The sequence below is a fragment of the Nocardia sp. CA-084685 genome (assembly GCF_050955785.1).
GTDB lineage: Bacteria > Actinomycetota > Actinomycetes > Mycobacteriales > Mycobacteriaceae > Nocardia.
Map to the genome: position 1 here is coordinate 11,929 of NZ_CP192095.1, position 20,077 is coordinate 32,005.

Consider the following 20,077-nt stretch of genomic DNA (forward strand, 5'->3'; position numbering starts at 1 on the left):
GTAATAGTTTCGTGAATTACTACGAAACTATCATTCATAGTCGGTATGCGCCATAGTTTCGAAGGATTTTGCAAAACCTTGTACTATGTTCCGCATGCCCGACACCGCCTCCCTCCTGCGCGACGCCGGAGACCTCGACCGCCTCGCCGAGGCTTACGGCGAAGCGGTCCGCGCGCTGCGCGACGACCTCGCCGTGCAGGCGATCCGCGAAGGCACACTCAGCCGCGCCGAGATCGAGCAACTCGGGAACTTCGCCTACCCCCAGGTCCTGCGCGAGCTCGCCCGCCGCGAAATCGACCCCGAGCTCAGCGCCCCTCGGGGACCCCGCGAGCACCACTACTCCCGCCGCCCCAAGGTCCACGACCTCGCCACCCAGGTCGTGGCCAGCATCGACGCCGGCACCCTGCCCCCCGGCACCTCCCTCACCGCCGAAGACCTCGTCACCCTCTACGGGGTCCGATCCAGGACCGCGGACGCCGCGCTGCGCGCCCTGCACATTGCCGGACGCATCACCGACCCCGAAAACGAGACGCCCGCCGAAGTCCTGCCCACCACCCCCACCCCCGACTCCCCCCTGACCGAACAGGTCCGCGCCGCGCTCGCCGAACTCGACGCCCACCTCGATACCCAGGCCAGCCGCGTCGCCGAGATGCGCGCCCACCTCGGCTGAGGCGACCCCTCCCCCACCCCTCCCGATTCGGCTTCGACACGACGAAGCCGGACGCGGGAAGACGCCCCAGCGAGGGGTGCAGGTCGGCGAGTTCGACGATCAGAGCGGCCCTCCGGCCATCTTCAGATCAGTCGCGGCGGCTCAAGACGGGGATCGCGCCACCACACAGAGGGCGCCTCCGGGTGCTTCGAGTTCGGCGATGGTCATTTTCTGGAACCCCCTCTTGTGCAACGCTATTCAGCTGAGTTCTTCGCCGTTCTCGGCAACGCAACCGTCGGCGCACGGCCTAGTCGGTTCCAGGTGAGGGCGGCGGTGATCGCGGCCAGGCGAGCGACGCGGACAGCGAAAGCGATGAGCTCGGCTTCCGGCTCGAGGCCACCGAAGCGCGTGGCCAGCCCTATGCCATCGCGGCGGAGTACCCCGGACGCCCTCGTCACCGGAGAAGAACGTCAGGAGCTCGTCAACAAGGGCGGCCCGGGCAGAACCAGCGTGATGTCCATGGAGGTTCCCTTGGGAGAAGATCGCCGGTGCGGCCCCGCGAGTGCCCGGTACCGGCGGGGGTGGGATTAGTCGAGTTGGGCGAGCGCGTCGGCGATCTCGGCCAGGCGGCGGGCGCGGCGGGCCACTTCGGTGTACTCGTCGGCCCCTTTTCGATTGCTTCCGCTGCACTTGGCGATGCCCTTTCCAGCGAAGATGGCGGCGCTGGCGCGACCGATCACCGCGATACCCAGGCTGAGGAACGAACCCCGGCGTTTGGTGGGGTTGTACGGGGTGCGGTCCTGGAAGAACTCGGCGAACTCCGTGAGCAGTTCGTCGCGGTTGGTGTCGGCGTGCGCCATGATCCTGGCTGCAGACCAACCTACATGTATGCGACATAATTTCGTGAAGCTCTAGGAAACTATGTCGCATATAGGGTAGACTGATCTGCAGAAGCAATCGAGAAGGGGTTCCGAAATGACCATGATGTCGAACATGGACCGCCACGCGCAGCTCGCCGAACTCACCGGCCTCGTCCTGGATTCCGACCCCGCCGGCCTCTCCGACACCTGGCCCTCGCTGACCCGCGCCGGCATGCCGGTGATCAACGGCAATGGCAGCGACCCAGCTCGCAACGCCGAGCTGGCCCGCGTCGCCCGCCACGTCGCCGAGACCGAGGACAACGCCACGCTGGCCCGCGTCGCTCACCGCATCGCCGAGATCACCGAAGCGCTCGGTTGACCTGATCCCACCCCGAATAGGCCCCGCGATCACGGTGCCACCGGACTCACGCCGGTGGCACCGTCGCCATTTTTGCACCAGCGCGGAAGTTCGCTCACGGAGTCACGCTCTCGCGCTCGGCGCGCCATACCCGATACGATTCTGGTATGGCGAAGAAGACGCGGAAGATTACGGTCAGCGTTCCCGAGACCGTGGCATCCACGTTGGAGCAGTGGCGCGCGGACGGGCGCATCACCTCCGTGAGCGAGTACGTCAGCGACCAGGTGCAGGCCGGTATGGACCGCGACGCCTCACTGCGCGCCGTCGAGACCGTCCACGGCGGCGCCGCCGGGCCGAAACGGCCCCCGCTGGAGATCATCAACCACGGCCGCGCGCTGCAAGGACTCACACCACTGACCGAAGCCCAGGCCGACACGATCAGCGCCCAGGCCTGGGCCACCGCGCCTGAAACGCGGTCGGGCGCTGCGTGAACCAACCCGTGCCCGCGGTGTCGGGAATCGTGTTCGACACCGCCGCCGTACTCGGCTGGATCCACAACAACCCATATCCACAGGGCATTTTCTGGTCCATCGTCGAGCACGGCGGGACCGTCCTGGTGCCGGCCGCGGTGCTCGCCGCCGCCGAAGCCACCGACCGTGACCGCGATGCCCTGGCCGTGCTGCTCGACGCCCCGCACACCATGATCTCGATCCTGGACCGGACCACCGCCGCCGATCTCGGCGCGCTGCTGCGCCGACGCGGGCACCAGGACAACGCGGACGCGCTGGTCAGCGCTGCGCACGCGGTCACCGAGGCCACCGCCCGAGGCTGGTACGTGCTCACCGATCGCGCCGAGCTGCTGGCCGGTCTCGATCCCGAGGTGCTGCTCGACACCTTGCCGTGAGAGACCGATGCGCGGGGACGGCGCTTCCGTCATGGCCGAGATCCTCACGCGCGCACGGAATCCGGGGTCGGCAAGGCTCTCCCGCGACTGGTCGGCGCGATGGCGGGCCCACAGGGGTGGTGAACCGGATTTCACCCGGTCGTGTCGGCGCGCCTATCAGCTCACCAACACCGATTTGGCCACCTCGACAGGATGGCAGTCCGGGCAGCGGTAGGAGCGCGGTCGACCGTTTTCGCCGATCTCGGTGATCCACCTGTTGTCCGCGTCGCAGGCACCGCACCACGGGATCGAATCCCGTTGTCCCCCAACCTGTTCCTGAGCTGCGGAAACGGCGTGAGCAGTGAGGGGGATATCGCGCAGGACGTTACGCAGCACTCCCATGACATTGCCGATGTTGGCGGGCCCGCCGAAGGTGTCGACTTGTGTGCTGAACCGGGTGCGGATCGCGGCGGCCATGGCCTCGCAGGTCCATCCGCCCTCGTCCAGGCGTTTGTTCAGGGCGGCCGCTTCACCGCGGATCACGCTGTTGTCCACCAGCAGCACACCACCGGCCCCCGGCCACGGCAACGCCAACCCCGCCAGCAGCTGCTCAGCGGCACTCGCCTGCGGTCCCGCCGAGGCGGTGACATGGGCCGAAACCCCTGTCCAGCGCGGGTTTTTCCTGGTCGAAGCAATACCAGCAGGCAGGCAAGCAGTCGCTGTCGTGGCACGCCCGCGCGGTGCGTGCGCGTGCTGTCTGTTTGTTCTCTTCGCTGTCACTACTGATTCGGTCGTCGATCCGACGTGTTCGGTTACGTCGAATCGACGTGTTCGATTACGTGGATTCGACGTGTTCGGCTGCGGCGGTACCGGATCCGGCGCCGCGACCGGATCGGCGTAGCTGGTGGTGACCTGCGGTTGCTCGGTGAAGTCCACCAGCGGGCGGGCCGCGGCGGCTTCGGCCCGGCGCGCGGCCTGGCGGGCGGTGCGCTCGCGGGCGGTGCTGCGACCGGGAACGATCCAGCGTGAGGTGGTGTGCACCTGTCCCGACTCGTCCACGCCCGGCGCGGTCTTCTCGATCTGGTGAGCGCGCAGCCGGGCGACGTTGAGCCGGTAGCGGTTCGAGCTGCCCGGGCGGCGCTGACTGGTGATCCACCCCTTCTGCACGAGCAGCGTGGTGGTGTTGATGACCGCCGACTCGCTCATCCCGGTTTCGATCATCATCAACTCGACCCCGGGCCAAGCAGTGTCGCCGGAGGCTTCGCTGGCGTAACCAGCGATGCACCGCAGCACCGACTTGGCGGCGCACCAGCGCGTCGCCGCGATATCGACCAGATGCACACGCTTGACCAATGTTTCGTGGAGGTGGCTCACGCCCTGTTCCCTTTCGGTCGGGCCCAGAGCCGGGAGAGGCGACACGGTCGTGACACGCGTGCGGCGAGGGAGAGAGCTCGTCAGATGTCGGCCCTATCCGCTATCGTCATACACGTACATCACACCAGCTGTGTGGTGTCACCCAGCTTCTGGGGATACAACCCGCCCTCTCACATCGTTTGCCCGCGATGAGGGGGTGGGTTTCGTCTTTCTCGGTCACTCGCGCCGGCGCGCTCCACACACCCGGAACAGGGGCGTGAACCGTCGGCAGCCACACTCGCCGCAGCCGGTGACACGGCGGCCCGGAACCTCCGCTACCTGCTGCGATCTGCTGGCGTGCTCACACAGTAACGCCGATTCAACGCCCCCAGCAACCATCGAAAAACCTTCTCCCACACCAGAAAACACCCCTTTTCGCGAACGACGTTCGCGCGAGCACACACCGCTGCACGCATCACGCATGTACACGATCCTCGGCACCGGCGCAGCAAGTCGGCCGGTGCCATCACCGATGGGCGGAGCCGACCTCACGAGCCGTCACAGCGCGGCGCACCGGACCACGCCGACCGGAAGGTCGTGGCGCGCAACAGATGTGAACCATCAGGGGCGACGGCAGCCACCCGAGCGATATGCGACATAGTTTTGTGAATTACTGTGAAACTATGTCGCTAATAGGTAGGCTGTGGGCACCCGCCCAGCGGGCCGGGCGAGCCACCCGCTCTCACGCGCCACCACAACCCACCCCAGACAGGAGCCCTGATGAACGGCACCGCCTCCACCGATTTCATGACGTACTCCCTCCCCGACGGCGACAAGCCCTACCTGCGAATCAGCTTCGGCCGCAACGACACCGGCACCGTCACCGTCGACATGACCACCCCTCCCCTCGCCAGGGACGAGCCGGTGCGGATCACGCTGAACGGCGCGATGATCGCCGAACGCAACATCTCTGCTGCCCGCAAGCCCTGCGACTGCCCCGAGGACTCGGAATCGCTCGTCGGCGACGTGCACGTCCCCCACCGCCAGAACTGTCTGCACGGGGAACCACGCCAATACATGTGGCAGTACGAGGGCACGCTGTATGCCGGCAACCTCGCCGACTACGCCCGCCACTGGGAAAGCCTGGATCCCGAAGCCAAGCACGCGCTCACGCGCACCGGCGACGAACTGCGCACCTGGAGCCCCGACAGGTATCGGCTGACCATCACCAGCGACATGCACGACGACTACTGGTTCCGCCGCCTGTCGACGGGCGACGAATGGATCATCGTCGACGTCGACGGCCGCGGCTGATCCCGCCACCGCACGCGTCCCGAGTCCGTGTCAGGGCGCGCGCGGCAGACACCTCGCCAACACCGACCCCATCCAGCTTCGCGAAAGGACCGCTATGACCAGCGACATCGATTGCCAGACAGTCGATTCCGAAGTAGTCGACGTGCACGACAAAGAGCTGCAATCCATGCGCTATATCTGGCGCTCCGGTGGCAAGACCGCCGACACGGCGGCAGCTGAGCTGCGCGAGGTCGCCCGGACACTGAACCGGCTGCGCAGCCTGCCCCTGCCGCCCCTGCCGTCCTCCGACCCCACCGAATGGGTCGAAGAACGTGTGCCCGACTTTCCGTTCACCACCGACACTGTGGACCAGATGTTCGGAACACTCATCGGCCACGTCCAGCTGATGGCCTACCGCTATGAGGAGCAAGGGCGCGAGATCACCCAGTCCCTGGCCGAGCTGGACAAACCATTCCAAGCCCCGGCCGAGCTGCGCGGATGCATGCACGACGACTACACCTCCGAGAAGGTCTATTCGGTCCTCAGCCGACTCAGCGCTGTGTCCGGACTCCGGATCGTGTGCGTCTGGGACCTTCTCGACACCTACGGCTACAGCGGCGAGAGCGCCTTCTACATCCAAGCCAACAACGGCGAAGCGCTGCACTATCTCGCAGACCAGCCGTGGGAATGGCTGCACTCCCCCGCCGACGATCCCGACACCCCCGCCAGCCCGGGCGAGCCCGCAACCTGGGCCGGAGCCGTGGTCCCCGGGTTGACCTACACCGACCTCACCGGCGGTCACGACCTCCACAACTTCGCTGTTCACGACAACACATAACCCCTGGGCGCGCTGGCGGCGACACGTCATCGAGTTCACGACGTGCACAACAGAATTCGTGTGCCCGAACTACTCGCCGACACCGCTGCTGCCGCCGCCTTCGACTATCCAGGCCCCTCCGATTCGCCCGGCAGGAGAAGTTCATGGCGACCGCCTTGACCACCCAACAGCTGACCCGACTGCGCGAGGACGCCGACCGGCAGAACTGCCGGTTCGTCGACCCGGCCCAGCTGCAGCGGGTCACCGAGTTCACAAGCAGGAACTGGGCCTGGGCCAGCGCGGTGCTCGGCGCACCCTTCACCGGGACCAGGGCGTTGACCGGGTACGAACTGGTCCTGCTGGACCTGGCCGCGGCCGCCGAACCCGAACCGCCCGCCGCGCCGCGCCCTGCGCCCACCCGGTCGCCCCGCGAAGAAGCCGCCGCCGCGCACGCCCGAGCAGTCCACGACGCCTGGATGGCGCTGGTCGCCCAGCTCCCCGTGCCGGTGAAGGTCGCCTACAACTACTCCGGACCGCTGCACCTCGAGAACTACGTCTCCGGCGCCGACCACATTCTTCCTACCCGACCGGTGAGTGTGGGCCGTCTGCACCGCAGCGAGCACTCCTCGCTGTGCTGTACGCCTTCGCGGTCGAGGAAGCTGCTCTTCGAGCTGCCCGACCCTCCAGACCAGCGCACTCCCACCTGCAAGGCCTGCATCCGCACCGCCTACCGGATCGTCGGAGCCACCCCCGACCCGGCGCTGCTGACCGCGCCCTCCAAACAGGTCACCAGCCGCCGCATCCGGTGATCCCCCCACGGCTCCCCGTGGGGTGCGCACGCCGTCGATTTCCCGGATGCCGTGCGTGACAAGAGCTTCCGGATCCGGGTGATGACCGCTCAGGAGTCCGAGCACCTGGACGTGATGGCATGCACCGTGTGCTGCGACGGTGCTGTCATCCATCTCTTTGCGCGGCAACCGAGTTATTTCGGGGCACTCGCGCTTTCGGCCGACTCCGGCCCGATCCGGCTTGAGCCGTCACCGCGTGCGGCACTGCACGGCGTCGACCGGAAGTCATTGGCGCGCAACAGATGTGACCCGTCAGGGAGACGGCAGGCACACCAGACTTTTCGCGACATAGTTTCACGAAAGTCTATGAAACTATGTCGCATATAGGTAGGCTGGAGGTACGGCCCCGCAGCGGGCCGGGCACGCCACCCACTCCGGCGTGACCGTCAAATCCCCACTCTCGGAAGGGATTCCGATGACCAAGACAGCCACCTGCCGCAGCAAGACCTACGACGAGGGCCTGCCGTGGCGTTGCGACCGCGCCCACAAGCACCCCGGGCGGCATCAAGTCCATGCCCCGCGCTCGAGCAGGGTGCTCAAGTCGTGGCCGAGGAAGGGGATCAAGCGCCGCCAGGACGGCCCCGATCCCGGCGCCGGCGACCGCGACTGAAACCTTGCCGCGCGACACGCGAAGCACGACGACCCCGAAACCTGGATAGGCCGATGACCCAACTGCTTTTGGATCTGCCCGACGTCACCGCTCTGACGCCCCCGACCCCCGACCTGCGCGACTACGAGATCATCCTGGTCAACTCCTCCGGCGGCAAGGATTCCCAGGCGTCCTTCGAACTCACCATGCGCGCCGCACGAGCCGCCAGGGTCGCCGACCGCGTCGTATGCGTGCATGCAGACCTCGGGGAAATGGAATGGTCGGGGGTGGCGGCACTCGCGGCCGAACATGCCGAGCACTACCGTGTCCCGTTCATCAAGGTCCGCCGCAACGGCCCCGATTTCCTGGCCGCCATCGCCGCACGCGGTATGTTCCCGGATTCCCGAAATCGTTACTGCACTTCGGATTTCAAGCGCAGCCCGATTCGGAGGGTGATGACCGCACTCACCGCCGACGCGCGCAGCCGGTCCGGCCGCGACCAGGTCCGGCTGCTCAATGTCCTGGGCTTGCGCGCCCAGGAGTCCCCCGCGCGCCGGCGCCTGGCGGCCTTCGCCCACGACGGCAGCCCCACCTGTCCCTGCGTGCCGTGCCGGCGCAAGGCCGCCGCGCGCGCCGAGCTGAAAGCCCGCAAGGAAAAGATCCCCGCCGGTCTCACCGGCGGATACGGCGCGTCCAACGGCCGCCGCCACGTCGATACCTGGCTTCCGGTGCACCACGTGAGCACCGACGGAATTTGGGAACTGATCGCCGAGGCCGGGACCCGCCCGCACCCCGCCTACGGCTGGGGTCTTCCCCGGCTCAGCTGCTCGTTCTGTGTGTTGGCCTCACGATCAGCGCTCGTGCTCTCAGCCCAGCTGCGGCCCGATCTGGCCGCGCGCATCGCGACGCTGGAAACCACGATCGGACACCGCTTCCAGCACAAACTGTCGATGGCCGAGGTGATCGCCCTGGCCGAGCGCCAGCCGCGGGTCGAGATGGTCGAGGACTGGGCCGCGTGAGCACACCCTCGAGGACGTCGACCGAACCCTCACCCGTGTCGCAGACCTTGGGCGTACCGGTGAGGACACACCGAGTTGACCGCGCACACAACAGCATTCGCGTGCTCGAACTACGCGCCGACACCCCCGCCCCACCACCGGCAACCCTTTGCCGATCCTTCGAGTATCCAGGACGTTTCGATGAGCTTGCGCTGTCCGACCCACCGAACCGCCACCCCGCCGCGCCCGCGGCGCTCGTTCGATCCCGCCACCGGTTCCGGTAGGCCGTGCAAGGGGTGCGGGTCGCCGGAAGGCAGCGACGCCGAGCGCCGCGCCCACCATTGCCCCTGCTGCGGTGAGTATTTCGCCGACGGGTGCCTGCGGCCCGGCACCACCGCATGGTGCACCCATTGCGGCATCTACGACCCCGCCACCGGCGGATTCACCCCACCGCCGGACCCGCTGGCCGACCTGCTGGCGGGCACTCTGGCCCCCGACACCCGCCGCGACGCCTGGATCCGCGCCGTGCAGCTGTTCGGGATCGACGTGGGATATCACCTGCACCGCAACGACACCCACTCCGTTCCGCGCGGGCACGTCGCCTGGACCATCGCGGCCGGTCGGCGCGCCCTGCCGCTGCGCTACCTGCCCGCGACCGGCCAGTTCGACGCCGGATCCGCCTGCCCGCGCTGCCCACGCGGAATGGTGTGGACCCCCGTCACCACCCGCACCGAACTGCTCACCATCCACCAGCACGGCCCCGGCCCCAACGCCACCGGCTGCTCGCGCTGCCGCACCTGATATTCCAGGCTGGCGGCCTTCGACCGAACACTGCTGCCCGGCAAGGACATTCACACCCCCGCACCTCTGCCTCACAGCGAGGTACCGGAAGCATCCCGCCCGAACAGGAGAACCCCAAAGACATGGACACCCCGACCGACACACCGCAGGCATGGCGCGAGTTGCTGGCCGCGCTCACCCTGCTCAGCCGCCACCCCGCCAACCCCGCCAGCCCGCTCTACTGCACGCACGACACCCTCCACGTCTGCGCCGACGACACCGCCTTCACCCCACACGAGATCGACCAACTCGAGCAGTGGGGATTCCACGTCCACAGCGACGGCGGCTTCTACTCCTTCCAATTCGGGTCCGCCTGAACACCACCGCAACACCGTCCGCCACCCGCGGCATGAACACGAAAGAGGCCACCCCGCCATGAGTTGCCCCTACACCTACGAAGCCGAAATCCAGTTCCCCGCCCCCGCAGGCGATTACGACCCCCTACAGCGAGTGGCACGACTGATGCTGACCGAGAAGCTGCTGAATCAGTCATCATCCATCGACGACCTCGACCGAACCGCTCTCGCCCACACGGTGGCCGCCACGGTGGCCCGAGCAATCACCGACGACGCGCCCAGCGACTTCCGCGACTGGGATGACGACGGGGAGGAAGAGCGCCCCGGCGCCTGCGGCGCATGGATCACTCCCCGAGACGACGGCACCTTATACCTGCGCATCCAGACCGAACCGCTGTGGGACTACCCGAAGGTATTCGACCTGCTCGAAAAGGCAGGCTGCCACGGCACCATCCTCAGCGAAGGCGACGACGGCCCCGGCGCGCAGACACTGCAACCCCCCACCGATCTGCCCGCCCTCGACCAACGCCTGCGCACCGCACTCGACCGCCACGACACTGCGGCCCTCGCCGCGATCTGCGACGACATCGCCGCCGCCGCAGCCCCACTGCTCGCGCACCTCCTCCACACCCACCTCACCACGACCACCCTGTGACACCCGGGCGTGGTTCACACACCGGCAGTGCGAGCCGCGGCCCCACTTCCCCTCGAACCGGGCAACACTCGACCTGTTGTTCTCCGGCCCCGATCGACCGAAAGGCCCCCTCATGCCCAACCGAGACCACTACATCGGCGCCGCCACCACCGTCGCGGCCGCCACCGCCGTGCTGGCCGTCCTGGCCGCCCTCGACGAGCTCTACCATCGGCCCCCGATCCGAGCCGCCCTGACCCGCGCCCGCCTCTCGAGCAGCGAACGCGTCGAATACGACCGCCTCACACGCGAACTCGCCGACCACCACGACCGCAGCGCCGACCAGATCGCCGACTGGCGGCGCAAATACCGCGCCGGCTACGACCCGGCCCTGATCCCCGACAGCCCCGACCAGCTCGAAGACTTCACCATCGACGCCCTGGTCCAAGCACTGCACCACAGCCGCGCACAACGCGCGAACGCCTCCCGCACCCTCGACACCGACGCCTACGAACGCTGGGACGCCCACTGCGACGCCCTCGACGACGAAGCCCGACACCGCCGCTACGACTGGCGCGCCGTCCACCGGCTGCCCGCCCTGACCCGCACCCGCCTCGACCACGCCCTCACCCTCGATGCCCACCACAAGCCCCCTCACCCCCGCTACAACCCCACCCCACACACACCCGAGACGACCGGCGACACTAATTCCATTGCGGCACAACTGAAGTCCATACCGAAGTCCATGTAGCCGACACCTACCCCAGCATGACCGAGGTGAACCGGACTCCGCGACGGCCCCGCAGGCCGCGCGGGTGACACCCCGGCGAGCGCGACCTGGCCCGCCTCGCGATCGCTGGGGCCTGTTCGACCGACAAGGACACTCAACTGTTCGTGACCGATGCCGTCGCAACGACAACGCACCCGGGCCCCGATGACACGCGCAGCTGTTTTTCGTCCAGCAGCTCGAGCAGATCTCCCCCGCCTCGAGCTGCTTGAATCACACCCCGACGAGCCGTCCACGTACTACGTGCGCGACGCCCTGGACAAGGCCGCGAAGGCTCTAGTCCACACCCAGCAGCTCAGCGATCTGCTCGCCGTCGCGGTAGGCGGCGTCACCGAGTGGCGAAACCGCTGAATACCACAAGTGGCTGGTCGGAGGTACCGGCCCTGCCGATGTCTGGCTCCCGCGTAGCCCCTACGACGACGAGATGTAGATCCGCTCAGACAGGGCAGCGGCCCAAGAGTCGGCAAGGTGCCGCCGCCAAAGTGCCCGATTCGGGCCGATGGCTCGTGGGCACGCTCAACGCCCGAAAGCGCCCGCGACGTAGGCAGTTTCAATGTCGACCAACACCTGCGCAACGCCCCTGGATCGCTCACCGGTGACGGCACCTGTGGGGAAAGCGGTTGTGGCCGACGATGGTTCATCGGATAGAGGGGCGCGGCTACTCCCCACGCCCAACCCGTCCACGCCCAGCCCTTCCAGGGCCAGGCCGGCTTCCAGCGCCGGGTCGACAACCGATGGCCGAGAGGCCGGAACCTGCATCGCAGGCGATGCGCGAGAGCCACTGAAGCCGCGGGTGGCGGCCTGCAACGCACTCAGATCTACCTCACCCGCCGCAAACCCCTCTACCGAGCTCCCGGATGCCGACGCGGCCAGCTGACCGCGATGACGCTCGCGATCATCCAGAACCCATTCGATGCGTGACACCAGCGCAGCGAGGGGACCGGACGGCAACCACCCAATATGCGACATAGTTTCGTGAAAATCTATGAAACTATGTCGCATATTGGGTAGGCTGGGAGACAGCAGAGATTCGCTCAGAAAGGGCCCCGACATGGACACCAACACGCCCCACAAGGACGCCGCTCACCACGCCACCACCATCACCTCCTTCACAGCCCTGATCACGGCCCTGATCGTGATCACCAACGGCGAGCACCTGCCCATCGTGCAGACGACCATCGCCCTCCCGGCGCTCTGGATCACCTGCTACGTGGTCGACCGGTGGCTCTTCTGAGCCCCACCCGGCAACCCGGAACCTCCTCGAGGAGATACAGATGACCGCCACCACCACCCGCAAAGAACTCACCGAGAGCATCGGGCAGCACGACACCGCCGCCCTCGCCACTGCCCTCCAAGCATTCGCAGACCTCGACACGATCGGCGAACTCGACGAGGCCGAGCGACTCGTTCGCAACGTCATCATCGAAACCCTGTACGACCGTCACCCCGAGATCGTTGCGGCGTACGACATTTGGATCGATGACCTCGAGAGTGAGGACACCGCCAGCGACGTCGTCATCCGCGCTGCCCGCCAGCTGCCCTAGTCGTTTGCCTCGCGCCCGGACCACCCGGGCGCGGTGTTGACCACTAGACCACTCACGCAAGGAGATTCAGATGATGATCGGCGACTACACCTCGATGGCCGAGGTCGACGGGCAGTACCGCTCCCCGCTGACGTTCACCCCCGGCGTCGACTTCGATCCCTACGACCCGGAAGAAGTCGAGATCGTCATGGAGGCGTCCGAGTGGAGCGTGGCGGCGCGGATGCGTCATCTCGAAGCCGAGAATGCCCGGCTCCGCGCGGAGCTCGCAGAACTCGACGAGGACTAGTCATTTGTGTCGCGCCCACCCTGTGGGCGCGGTACTGACCACTAGAACCCAAACTCCGACAGGAGAATCCGATGGGTGACGAGCCCCACGAGTACTGGCAACACCTGAGCCCCGACGAGGTCGAACCAGGCAATTGGCTTGTCGAGATCGACGGGTACCGGGTGCGCGGCGGAATGATGGAAGTCCGCGAGGTCCGCAACCCGCGACCCGAGACGTGGGAATTCATGCCTACGCGCAAGACGCGATCATCTCGATTCGCCTACTCGGGTCAGGCCGTCAAGGTGTCTCGAACGCTGTAACCATCCCCCATCCCCCATCGCGCCCGCGCCGAGTTCGATTCCAGCGTGGGACACCGACCGCCACAACCACTTCCATCGAATGGAGACTACGAATGTCCTACGACTACCGGACCGAACACACACTGTCTGTGTCGCTCAACGATCAGGCGATCTACTCGAACACGTCGATGGGTTCACCCGACACGTTCCAACTCGAAACCGAGATTCACTACGCACTCATCTACGCGCGCATCCTCAACCCGAACATTCCCGCTGACACCCCAGTCGCAGTCGAGTCGAGAACCGTCTACGGCCGGATCGTTCGTGACCGGAAACTTTCCGCCCACCATCCACACAACGACTACCTGATTCCGGAAGTGCTCGCCAGGCACGGCAAACCCGCTGCGTAGCGGCAACCGATTTCACCGACCTCGAAACCCCCAGACCAGCAAGGGGCCCCGCCCCAAAGACAAGGGCGGTCATGCTCGACACCACCCCACCGCAGCATTGCCTCGTCACCGGCATCAACGACTCCGGCAACGTCCGCACCGACTCTTCGCAGGGAGACACCCTCTCCGACAACGGATTGCGCGCGGTGCTGACCGAACGTGTCCTGCGCGTCGAGACACTCCAGCTTCCGGACCGGACCGAAGAACACCTCGAGCACTGCCGCTGCACCAGCCAGCGCATCTGGTGGCCGTGCCGAGTGAGTGAGCACTGGCACCACACCATGACAGGCCTGCCGCAGTGATGGAGCAGATCGACATCTTCGACGAGCTGAAACGAATCGACGACCAGCGCCGGGCCGCCCAGATCGCCGCACACGGCCTGCCACGGCTCTACGCCAGCCCCGCCCGAGGGCTGCAGGCCAGAGCCGCCGAATACACCGACTGGATAGCGCGCTACGGCCGCTTCGGCTGCACCTATCGCGCACGAGCCTGGAGCGTCACGGTCGGCGACCCGGACCAGCCGACCAAGCACTGCCAAGCCACTGTCCTGAGCGCTGACCTGCGCTGCGTGTGCTATTCGCCGTGCCACTGCGTCGGCGCGCTGGTCTACCGCGGCGCATGCAGCCGATGCACATGGGAAGGCCCCACCACCACCAACCGCGAAACCGCGGTCCTCGCCGCCCTCGACCACGCCTGCCCCGGCTGGCGCAACGACCCATCTGTCGTCCCGGACCCAGGCGACCACACCGCGCACGCCCATCACCAATGGGCCGCATCCATCATCAGCCAACTCGGTGACCGGCCGAACGGATGGCCGATCACCACCCTGCGCACCAGCCTCGGCACCCGCGCCGTGCCAGGCCGCTCCCCCTGGGGCGGCTACGACATCGACGCCCGCACCCTCACCACCGCAGCCGCCACCCCCAACCAGCCGCCACAATCCTGTGCAGGCCTGCTGGGCGGCTGACCCGAACAGTGTTGAACCAACTGTGCTGTCTCATGAGGTTGGTTCCGCCTGCCGGGTCGGCAGAGCGTCTGAAGCTGGATACCGAACCTTCAGCTACCGAAAGGAATTCACACCATGATCGTTGGACCGAGCGAGAGGGACCTTGTGGAAATGCGCACTGCGATGCAGGGCGTCATCGACTTCGTTCCCAGCGACGACGAGTTGCGCAGGATCTGGTCCGACCAGCAGTTGATAGCGCTCGCACACGCCTGGGGCTGGTCTGACACAGAGGTCCGTGAGCAACTGGCCGCTGCGCTGGAGAAGAACCACACGGCAAATTCCTGAATCACACAATCACGACCGCCGCCCCGGCATCGGCCAACCGGTATCGGCCTCGCCGTCTCGGTCGGGGGCGCTGAACCCGATCAGCTGGGCCCTCGAATAACCAACCTCATGAGATAACACAACTAACAGTCACGCTCGACCACAGTGCTGACCCAATCGAAGGAGATGGCCCACGTGTCCGAGGCGCCACACACGAACACACGCAGCGACGAGCACAGCCGCCGCCTCGTAGGCCAGTGCCTGCACATCGCCGAGATCTACGACGAGGAGATCTCCTCCCACGATGCCGATGGGTACCGAATCGGTGGGGTCAACCCCTTCGGCCACCAAACCGAATCCGGCCTGTACCTGGAGATCTCCTACAACATGCCATCAAAACTGTGGACCCCGTGGGGCTATTGGCGCTTCGCTGGCACATGTGCAGTCGACGACGCACGATGCGAGAGGTTCCTGTCGCGGTTTTCGCTGCGTGTACACGAACAAGGCCGAGACATCCGGGACATCCGGCACCCTGGGGCCCATCTCGGGTACTTCGGCCCGGTCTACGCGATCCTGGACATCGAAGGCGATCCCGTCGAGACGCCAGGCCCAGTCCACTTCGAAGGAGTCGGCTTCGGTGAGAACCGTTCCGGGCAGGCCGAAGCGAACCAGGCCGCATGGGCCCGCTTCGGTGGCCCGCACACGCAGCTGACTCCCACCGGCCGCATCGGGTACCTCGGCCCTGGACGATCCATCCCGCTCACGGGCACGCAATAACCCCACCGGCCCGCACCCGCCACACACCCAAGGAGCACGACCATGAACGCCCCGCTGGACACCACCTCTCTCTTCACCGACACACCCGCCCTTACCGGGCCCGTGGTCACCTACGATCCCGCCCGCCTGACAGCGTGGCTCGACATCACCCCCGACCCCGACGCTCGGCCCGGCGCGACCTACCGCACCCTGCTCGGCCTCGACAACGACCTGCGCGTCTTCGAACTGCTCGACCGCCACATCGTCACCGACATGCTCGGCTGGATCAGCGACGACAACGACGACGGCGGCCGCGACGGTCTCACCGTCACCGGATGGGAACCCAAACCGGGAGTCACCATCTACCTCTATGCCACCTACGGCCGACGCGACCACCGCGATGGAGCCGACGGCCTGATATTCCACGCTGTCATCCCCGGCGGCCCCACCCTTGTAGACCGCCTCGACGCCAGGCACCTGCACGACACCGGCGCGGTCGGCGAGACCGCGCTGCACCTGCTGCTCACCCGCCTCGCCCACACCCTCAACACCTGCCACGACCGGCCATGGTGAGCACCCCTCAACACCCCTCAACACCCCCGCCCCCTTTGACATGAGGCCATGATGACCGCACCACACCCCTCTGTCGTCGGCGATATCTCCGAACGCGCCGCCCGCTATCTCGACCACACCGGTGACGGTTGGCAGCAGGTCACCACCGGCGGCGGGTGCGCGCTGATCGGACCGCCCGGATCCGGGAAAACGCAGCTCGCCGACGCCTACGCGCGCCGGTGGATCACCGGCGCACCCTCTACATCAACCTCGAACACATCCTCGAAACAGGCCGCGGGGCGTACCCCGCTGCCCCTGCGGCACAACACAATTCAATCCACCCCGTCGGCACCACGCCCTGCGCCCGCATGTCGAATCCGAAGTCATGATGACCTATCACTGCGGCGGCCTGGACGGCCACACCAGCGCCGGAGAACTCAGCACCAGGGTGCCGCGCGGAGTGCTGCAGATCAGCGCCACGCGATCAACGAGGCAGCAGGTCGCGCATCGACGGTGGCCGACCATGTCGGAGTACACCACTAGGGTCGAGCAAAGACAGCGATCAGGAGAAACCCATGCCCGCAGCTTCGGATCTGTACCTGTTCCTCGCCACCGGCATCGGACGCGCCATTACCTATCTCGAACGCCGCCGCGCCGACGAGAACGAACCAGACGAAACCCGAGCCTGGATCCCTCCACTCGTTGACGGCGAGATCGACCCGAACCCGATCACACTCGACCTGAGACCTTACGACCTCGCGCGACTGCTGTCGCCCACCTTCGCCGCCCGAGGCGGCCTCGTCCCCGGCACCAAACCCCACGAGGCGGGAGCCCTGGCACTGGCTGGTCTGATCCGGACCGCCGAACTCACCTCCGGGCCCACTGAACGCCGTGATCTGCGGCTCGCCTGGATCGACACCGAACTCCGATCCGCAGGATCCTCACTCGAGCAGGCGCGAAAGCTACTCGGCCGCAAGTAGACTCAGGGCAACGGCGCGCTACCTGCCATGGTTGGCGGCATCCACCCGAAACTGCTCACCGACCTTCTCGGCCCAGCACCGAAGCAGACAAAGGACACACCGTGACCGACCTGAGCGCCCTCGACGCCCGCCTGCACACCGCCATCACCAACAGCGACGAAACCCAGCGCGCCGAAATAGTCGACGCGGTCGAACTCGTCGGCCTGCCCGCAACCGCGCAAACCCTGCGCCACCGCAGCACCACAGAACTCAGGACGCTGCTGGACACCATGGGCCACCCTCTGCCCTGACGCGATCCGATCGCGTGGCGCAGGCATGAGCGCGATCTGCTGAAGGACCGCGTATGCCGCCGCTGTTCGCCTGGCGCGTGCTGGCCTACGACCTGGAGCCACTGCGGATACATGCGCCTCACCTCCACCGCCCGCCCGCGCCGACGGATTGTCCATCGACAGCGCTGAGGCATGATTGCCGCCATGGCGGCGCGCCGCCGCAGGCTTCACCGTCGCGACCCGCGACACCACGCCGTTCGGGGCGGCCGCAGTGCCATCATCGACCCGTGGCAGAGGGAAGGATTCCAACTATGAGCCCTACACAAGCGTGGTTGATCTGGGTCTTGCTCGCTCTCGGTGTCATCTTCCTGATCATTTCCGTCGTGAGACTGCTGATCGGAGCAGATTGGGGCTACCCCCGTTTGTTACGAGCCTCGCTCGTTGTCAGCGTGGCGCAGGTCGCGTCATGTATCGCCATCATGGCGACCTCAGCCTAAGTGCGTCCAGACAGCGAAACTTCCATGGTCACTCCGTTTCCGACGCTGAGCACAGTCCCGGCCCGATAGTGGGAATGACGATGTCCGACACAGCGCAGTAGTGGAAATCCGATCAGCACCTCCGGCGAACCGGTGACAACGCGGCCGAGTCGGGGCCTGGCTGGAACAGAACTCGATGGGAGCCCCGCTGCCCTGCCCCCAGGCCCACCACGCATCCGCCGAACCGGTTCGACCAGCCTCACGGAATCCGCCAGGGGCTGGTGCAGCCGAAGACAACGCGCTGCGCGGCGAACTGATCCTGCAGATCGCCGCCGTAGCCGATGCCGAGCGCGGCGAAGGGACAACCTGGAATGCTCCCAGACCCTACCGACAGACCGGGTCGTACCGAATTCGGTTGCGACGCAGCGGTTATGACTGTGGATTGCTGGGGCGGGTTTTCCTCTTGGTGCACGACCGGGACCAGCGGCGGTGATGCTCGGCCGCAGCGGTGTAGGCGTGGCGCGCTGTGAGGCGTCCGGTGAGCAGCCCCCTACCCAGTTCGCGTGCAGTGGTTGCGTTCTCGGCGCGCTGGCCGGGGTCGTCGAGGGTCCATGTCGGCGGGTAGCGGTGGCCCTCGGTGAAGGCGGCGTTGCCGATGATCCGCTGCGCGAACGCTTCCCGCACGCTGGTGGCCGCGGGCCGCTGCCCGTCCAGCCGCGGACGCATATCGGCGTACTCGTCGATGAACGCCAGCGCTTGCGATGTCGAACGCACCTGGACACCGGATTGCTGCAGAGCTCGACCGAGGATCCGGGTCGGGCTGTAACGGGCCGACATCAGATCTTCGACCGCCAGATCAATGGTGGCAGTGACCGATTCGGGTCGGGCCAGCACCGCCAAGTCGATCCCGGCTACGGCCTGCACGACCGTGTCGACATCGTGGGCGCCGCTCTGGGTGCGGGTGCGTTCGTCGAACCCGGTGCCCGCCACAATCCGGTGCACTCGCGCCGCGGTGTCGGGGTCGATATCCAAGGCCAGCGCGTGCGCGGCGGCCAGGTCCGCCGAGCGCAGTTCGTCATAGCTGGTCGGGTTGTTACTGCAGCGCCCATGCCCGTACACCACATCGCTGTAAACCTCTGCGGCCATCGCCGCGAGATGGTCGGCCGGGGTGGCACGCAGCGTGCGCAGATGCTGGTGCAGCCGCACCAGATCCGCCAGCACACCACCAGCGTGGTGATAGGTCGCGGCCACCTGGTAGGCGGGCAGCTCGACGGTGCCGATGATCTGGCCGACACGTCCGCGGCGAGGGTCGCCGTAGAGAGTCGACAACGTCAGCAACCCGTTCGCAGCCAACGCCAGCGCGTGGCCCGCCCCTGGGGCCTGGGCCACGCCGTCGGGCAGCGTCGCAGCCAGCGCCGCGTTCTCCCACGCCGCAACATAGCGAGGCAACGGGCCCGCTGCCGGGTCATGCAGGCGTTCCCGGATCCGCGCCGCCAGCCTCGCGGCGTGGTCGTCGTCGCTGTCGAGGATCTGGGCGTAGACCATGGGCAGCGCGGCCACACCCACATCACCGGGCAACTTCCACGCCCTGGCGGTGAGTTCGGTGTGCGACAGCCTGCCCCAGCCCATCTCGACCGACACCTCATCGCGCACCAGCCGGGACCCGGCGCGCACCCAACCAGGGTCCGTGCGCAGGTACCGGTAGGCGTCCTCACCGACCGATACCGCGATCGGCATGCTGGCGCGGCCGCCGAGTGCCGCGTCGATGGCCGCGGATCCGATCAGCACCGCATCGCGGGTCACCAAAGCACCGAGCCGTCGCGCGACGAGGCAAGATAAATCGTTGTCCACCAACAGAATTCGCCTCCGGAATGATGGGAATCGCTGAGAACCACGCCCGACCTTACGCAGCGATCCGCCCCACGACTGCGTATAAATACCGGTTCACGACAATCAGATTCGATCTCCGACGGCGTATCCGGACCCAACGAGCAGATCCTCATCGCCAACACCGG

29 protein-coding genes are annotated in these 20,077 nt (G+C 66.8%); 26 read left to right on the plus strand and 3 right to left on the minus strand.

Annotated features, from left to right (window positions below; translation table 11 throughout):
* Window positions 1-94 precede the first annotated feature (94 nt).
* Complete coding sequence (locus ACQP2U_RS42120; protein WP_433716879.1) at window positions 95-670, plus strand: hypothetical protein; 576 nt, start codon at window positions 95-97, stop codon at window positions 668-670.
* Between the two features lie 566 nt (window positions 671-1,236).
* On the opposite strand, the gene ACQP2U_RS42125 is transcribed toward ACQP2U_RS42120, so the two are convergent.
* Entirely contained in the window at window positions 1,237-1,509 is a 273-nt protein-coding gene (locus ACQP2U_RS42125) for a hypothetical protein (protein ID WP_433716881.1), read from the minus strand.
* Between the two features lie 115 nt (window positions 1,510-1,624).
* On the opposite strand from ACQP2U_RS42125, the gene ACQP2U_RS42130 reads away from it, so the two are divergent.
* The 3 genes from ACQP2U_RS42130 to ACQP2U_RS42140 all read left to right on the plus strand — a co-directional run bounded on the left by ACQP2U_RS42130 (window position 1,625) and on the right by ACQP2U_RS42140 (window position 2,771).
* On the plus strand, window positions 1,625-1,888 hold the full coding sequence (locus ACQP2U_RS42130) for a hypothetical protein (protein ID WP_433716883.1): 264 nt from the start codon (window positions 1,625-1,627) through the stop codon (window positions 1,886-1,888).
* A gap of 146 nt (window positions 1,889-2,034) precedes the next feature.
* On the plus strand, window positions 2,035-2,358 hold the full coding sequence (locus tag ACQP2U_RS42135) for a hypothetical protein (protein ID WP_433716885.1): 324 nt from the start codon (window positions 2,035-2,037) through the stop codon (window positions 2,356-2,358).
* Entirely contained in the window at window positions 2,355-2,771 is a 417-nt protein-coding gene (locus ACQP2U_RS42140) for a hypothetical protein (protein ID WP_433716887.1), read from the plus strand. Before ACQP2U_RS42135 ends, ACQP2U_RS42140 begins: the two co-directional genes overlap by 4 nt.
* Before the next feature lie 156 nt (window positions 2,772-2,927).
* Here ACQP2U_RS42140 and ACQP2U_RS42145 read toward each other — a convergent pair whose 3' ends face one another.
* Window positions 2,928-4,124 (minus strand): hypothetical protein, encoded by a 1,197-nt coding sequence (locus ACQP2U_RS42145; RefSeq protein ID WP_433716888.1) that lies wholly within the window; start codon window positions 4,122-4,124, stop codon window positions 2,928-2,930.
* Window positions 4,125-4,883: 759 nt separating this feature from the next.
* On the opposite strand from ACQP2U_RS42145, the gene ACQP2U_RS42150 reads away from it, so the two are divergent.
* The 22 genes from ACQP2U_RS42150 (at window position 4,884) to ACQP2U_RS42255 (ending at window position 17,607) form a co-directional block, all read left to right on the plus strand.
* Window positions 4,884-5,417 (plus strand): hypothetical protein, encoded by a 534-nt coding sequence (locus tag ACQP2U_RS42150; protein ID WP_433716890.1) that lies wholly within the window; start codon window positions 4,884-4,886, stop codon window positions 5,415-5,417.
* A gap of 94 nt (window positions 5,418-5,511) precedes the next feature.
* Window positions 5,512-6,234, plus strand: coding sequence for a hypothetical protein (locus tag ACQP2U_RS42155; RefSeq protein ID WP_433716892.1), 723 nt, complete (start codon window positions 5,512-5,514; stop codon window positions 6,232-6,234).
* Between the two features lie 143 nt (window positions 6,235-6,377).
* Complete coding sequence (locus tag ACQP2U_RS42160; protein ID WP_433716894.1) at window positions 6,378-7,022, plus strand: hypothetical protein; 645 nt, start codon at window positions 6,378-6,380, stop codon at window positions 7,020-7,022.
* Between the two features lie 454 nt (window positions 7,023-7,476).
* Window positions 7,477-7,671: a hypothetical protein gene (locus ACQP2U_RS42165; protein ID WP_433716896.1), complete on the plus strand. Its 195-nt coding sequence runs from the start codon at window positions 7,477-7,479 to the stop codon at window positions 7,669-7,671.
* Window positions 7,672-7,724: 53 nt separating this feature from the next.
* Window positions 7,725-8,669 (plus strand): phosphoadenosine phosphosulfate reductase family protein, encoded by a 945-nt coding sequence (locus ACQP2U_RS42170; protein ID WP_433716898.1) that lies wholly within the window; start codon window positions 7,725-7,727, stop codon window positions 8,667-8,669.
* A 180-nt stretch (window positions 8,670-8,849) separates the two neighbouring features.
* The gene (locus ACQP2U_RS42175; RefSeq protein WP_433716900.1) at window positions 8,850-9,449 is read left to right on the plus strand and encodes a hypothetical protein; all 600 of its coding nucleotides are present in this window, start codon (window positions 8,850-8,852) and stop codon (window positions 9,447-9,449) included.
* 122 nt (window positions 9,450-9,571) lie between these two features.
* Window positions 9,572-9,805 (plus strand): hypothetical protein, encoded by a 234-nt coding sequence (locus tag ACQP2U_RS42180; protein WP_433716902.1) that lies wholly within the window; start codon window positions 9,572-9,574, stop codon window positions 9,803-9,805.
* Window positions 9,806-9,863: 58 nt separating this feature from the next.
* Window positions 9,864-10,439, plus strand: a complete 576-nt coding sequence (locus ACQP2U_RS42185) for a hypothetical protein (RefSeq protein ID WP_433716904.1) — start codon at window positions 9,864-9,866, stop codon at window positions 10,437-10,439.
* 112 nt (window positions 10,440-10,551) lie between these two features.
* The gene (locus tag ACQP2U_RS42190) at window positions 10,552-11,166 is read left to right on the plus strand and encodes a hypothetical protein (RefSeq protein ID WP_433716906.1); all 615 of its coding nucleotides are present in this window, start codon (window positions 10,552-10,554) and stop codon (window positions 11,164-11,166) included.
* 183 nt (window positions 11,167-11,349) lie between these two features.
* Window positions 11,350-11,553, plus strand: coding sequence for a hypothetical protein (locus tag ACQP2U_RS42195; protein WP_433716908.1), 204 nt, complete (start codon window positions 11,350-11,352; stop codon window positions 11,551-11,553).
* 700 nt (window positions 11,554-12,253) lie between these two features.
* On the plus strand, window positions 12,254-12,436 hold the full coding sequence (locus ACQP2U_RS42200) for a hypothetical protein (protein ID WP_433716910.1): 183 nt from the start codon (window positions 12,254-12,256) through the stop codon (window positions 12,434-12,436).
* A gap of 40 nt (window positions 12,437-12,476) precedes the next feature.
* Window positions 12,477-12,746, plus strand: coding sequence for a hypothetical protein (locus ACQP2U_RS42205; protein WP_433716912.1), 270 nt, complete (start codon window positions 12,477-12,479; stop codon window positions 12,744-12,746).
* 70 nt (window positions 12,747-12,816) lie between these two features.
* Window positions 12,817-13,032 carry a hypothetical protein gene (locus ACQP2U_RS42210; protein WP_433716914.1) on the plus strand — a complete coding sequence of 72 codons (216 nt, stop codon included), beginning with the start codon at window positions 12,817-12,819 and terminating at the stop codon, window positions 13,030-13,032.
* Between the two features lie 71 nt (window positions 13,033-13,103).
* Window positions 13,104-13,331 (plus strand): hypothetical protein, encoded by a 228-nt coding sequence (locus ACQP2U_RS42215; RefSeq protein ID WP_433716916.1) that lies wholly within the window; start codon window positions 13,104-13,106, stop codon window positions 13,329-13,331.
* Between the two features lie 92 nt (window positions 13,332-13,423).
* On the plus strand, window positions 13,424-13,720 hold the full coding sequence (locus ACQP2U_RS42220; protein WP_433716918.1) for a hypothetical protein: 297 nt from the start codon (window positions 13,424-13,426) through the stop codon (window positions 13,718-13,720).
* A 71-nt stretch (window positions 13,721-13,791) separates the two neighbouring features.
* Complete coding sequence (locus tag ACQP2U_RS42225) at window positions 13,792-14,061, plus strand: hypothetical protein (RefSeq protein WP_433716920.1); 270 nt, start codon at window positions 13,792-13,794, stop codon at window positions 14,059-14,061.
* Window positions 14,061-14,726 carry a DUF6349 family protein gene (locus ACQP2U_RS42230; protein WP_433717413.1) on the plus strand — a complete coding sequence of 222 codons (666 nt, stop codon included), beginning with the start codon at window positions 14,061-14,063 and terminating at the stop codon, window positions 14,724-14,726. Before ACQP2U_RS42225 ends, ACQP2U_RS42230 begins: the two co-directional genes overlap by 1 nt.
* A 150-nt stretch (window positions 14,727-14,876) precedes the next feature.
* Window positions 14,877-15,050, plus strand: a complete 174-nt coding sequence (locus tag ACQP2U_RS42235; RefSeq protein WP_433716923.1) for a hypothetical protein — start codon at window positions 14,877-14,879, stop codon at window positions 15,048-15,050.
* A gap of 174 nt (window positions 15,051-15,224) precedes the next feature.
* Complete coding sequence (locus ACQP2U_RS42240; protein ID WP_433716925.1) at window positions 15,225-15,806, plus strand: hypothetical protein; 582 nt, start codon at window positions 15,225-15,227, stop codon at window positions 15,804-15,806.
* 42 nt (window positions 15,807-15,848) lie between these two features.
* A complete protein-coding gene (locus tag ACQP2U_RS42245; protein ID WP_433716927.1) occupies window positions 15,849-16,358 on the plus strand; it encodes a hypothetical protein in 510 nt (169 codons plus the stop codon).
* Between the two features lie 554 nt (window positions 16,359-16,912).
* Window positions 16,913-17,317, plus strand: a complete 405-nt coding sequence (locus tag ACQP2U_RS42250) for a hypothetical protein (protein WP_433716929.1) — start codon at window positions 16,913-16,915, stop codon at window positions 17,315-17,317.
* 101 nt (window positions 17,318-17,418) lie between these two features.
* A complete protein-coding gene (locus ACQP2U_RS42255; protein ID WP_433716931.1) occupies window positions 17,419-17,607 on the plus strand; it encodes a hypothetical protein in 189 nt (62 codons plus the stop codon).
* Window positions 17,608-18,491: 884 nt separating this feature from the next.
* Here the strand turns inward: ACQP2U_RS42255 and ACQP2U_RS42260 are convergent.
* The gene (locus tag ACQP2U_RS42260) at window positions 18,492-19,865 is read right to left on the minus strand and encodes a hypothetical protein (RefSeq protein WP_433716933.1); all 1,374 of its coding nucleotides are present in this window, start codon (window positions 19,863-19,865) and stop codon (window positions 18,492-18,494) included.
* Window positions 19,866-20,077 lie beyond the last annotated feature (212 nt).

Bases quoted from the DNA above. Each gene is read 5' to 3' on its own strand.
- ACQP2U_RS42120 (WP_433716879.1), top strand. From the start codon at position 95: ATGCCCGACACCGCCTCCCTCCTGCGCGACGCCGGAGACCTCGACCGC.
- ACQP2U_RS42180 (WP_433716902.1), top strand. From the start codon at position 9,572: ATGGACACCCCGACCGACACACCGCAGGCATGGCGCGAGTTGCTGGCC.
- ACQP2U_RS42195 (WP_433716908.1), top strand. From the start codon at position 11,350: ATGACACGCGCAGCTGTTTTTCGTCCAGCAGCTCGAGCAGATCTCCCC.
- ACQP2U_RS42160 (WP_433716894.1), top strand. From the start codon at position 6,378: ATGGCGACCGCCTTGACCACCCAACAGCTGACCCGACTGCGCGAGGAC.
- ACQP2U_RS42220 (WP_433716918.1), top strand. From the start codon at position 13,424: ATGTCCTACGACTACCGGACCGAACACACACTGTCTGTGTCGCTCAAC.
- ACQP2U_RS42245 (WP_433716927.1), top strand. From the start codon at position 15,849: ATGAACGCCCCGCTGGACACCACCTCTCTCTTCACCGACACACCCGCC.
- ACQP2U_RS42230 (WP_433717413.1), top strand. From the start codon at position 14,061: ATGGAGCAGATCGACATCTTCGACGAGCTGAAACGAATCGACGACCAG.
- ACQP2U_RS42150 (WP_433716890.1), top strand. From the start codon at position 4,884: ATGAACGGCACCGCCTCCACCGATTTCATGACGTACTCCCTCCCCGAC.
- ACQP2U_RS42170 (WP_433716898.1), top strand. From the start codon at position 7,725: ATGACCCAACTGCTTTTGGATCTGCCCGACGTCACCGCTCTGACGCCC.
- ACQP2U_RS42235 (WP_433716923.1), top strand. From the start codon at position 14,877: ATGCGCACTGCGATGCAGGGCGTCATCGACTTCGTTCCCAGCGACGAC.
- ACQP2U_RS42215 (WP_433716916.1), top strand. From the start codon at position 13,104: ATGGGTGACGAGCCCCACGAGTACTGGCAACACCTGAGCCCCGACGAG.
- ACQP2U_RS42155 (WP_433716892.1), top strand. From the start codon at position 5,512: ATGACCAGCGACATCGATTGCCAGACAGTCGATTCCGAAGTAGTCGAC.
- ACQP2U_RS42175 (WP_433716900.1), top strand. From the start codon at position 8,850: ATGAGCTTGCGCTGTCCGACCCACCGAACCGCCACCCCGCCGCGCCCG.
- ACQP2U_RS42135 (WP_433716885.1), top strand. From the start codon at position 2,035: ATGGCGAAGAAGACGCGGAAGATTACGGTCAGCGTTCCCGAGACCGTG.
- ACQP2U_RS42165 (WP_433716896.1), top strand. From the start codon at position 7,477: ATGACCAAGACAGCCACCTGCCGCAGCAAGACCTACGACGAGGGCCTG.
- ACQP2U_RS42190 (WP_433716906.1), top strand. From the start codon at position 10,552: ATGCCCAACCGAGACCACTACATCGGCGCCGCCACCACCGTCGCGGCC.
- ACQP2U_RS42225 (WP_433716920.1), top strand. From the start codon at position 13,792: ATGCTCGACACCACCCCACCGCAGCATTGCCTCGTCACCGGCATCAAC.
- ACQP2U_RS42250 (WP_433716929.1), top strand. From the start codon at position 16,913: ATGCCCGCAGCTTCGGATCTGTACCTGTTCCTCGCCACCGGCATCGGA.
- ACQP2U_RS42200 (WP_433716910.1), top strand. From the start codon at position 12,254: ATGGACACCAACACGCCCCACAAGGACGCCGCTCACCACGCCACCACC.
- ACQP2U_RS42185 (WP_433716904.1), top strand. From the start codon at position 9,864: ATGAGTTGCCCCTACACCTACGAAGCCGAAATCCAGTTCCCCGCCCCC.
- ACQP2U_RS42205 (WP_433716912.1), top strand. From the start codon at position 12,477: ATGACCGCCACCACCACCCGCAAAGAACTCACCGAGAGCATCGGGCAG.
- ACQP2U_RS42130 (WP_433716883.1), top strand. From the start codon at position 1,625: ATGACCATGATGTCGAACATGGACCGCCACGCGCAGCTCGCCGAACTC.
- ACQP2U_RS42125 (WP_433716881.1), bottom strand. From the start codon at position 1,509: ATGGCGCACGCCGACACCAACCGCGACGAACTGCTCACGGAGTTCGCC.
- ACQP2U_RS42210 (WP_433716914.1), top strand. From the start codon at position 12,817: ATGATGATCGGCGACTACACCTCGATGGCCGAGGTCGACGGGCAGTAC.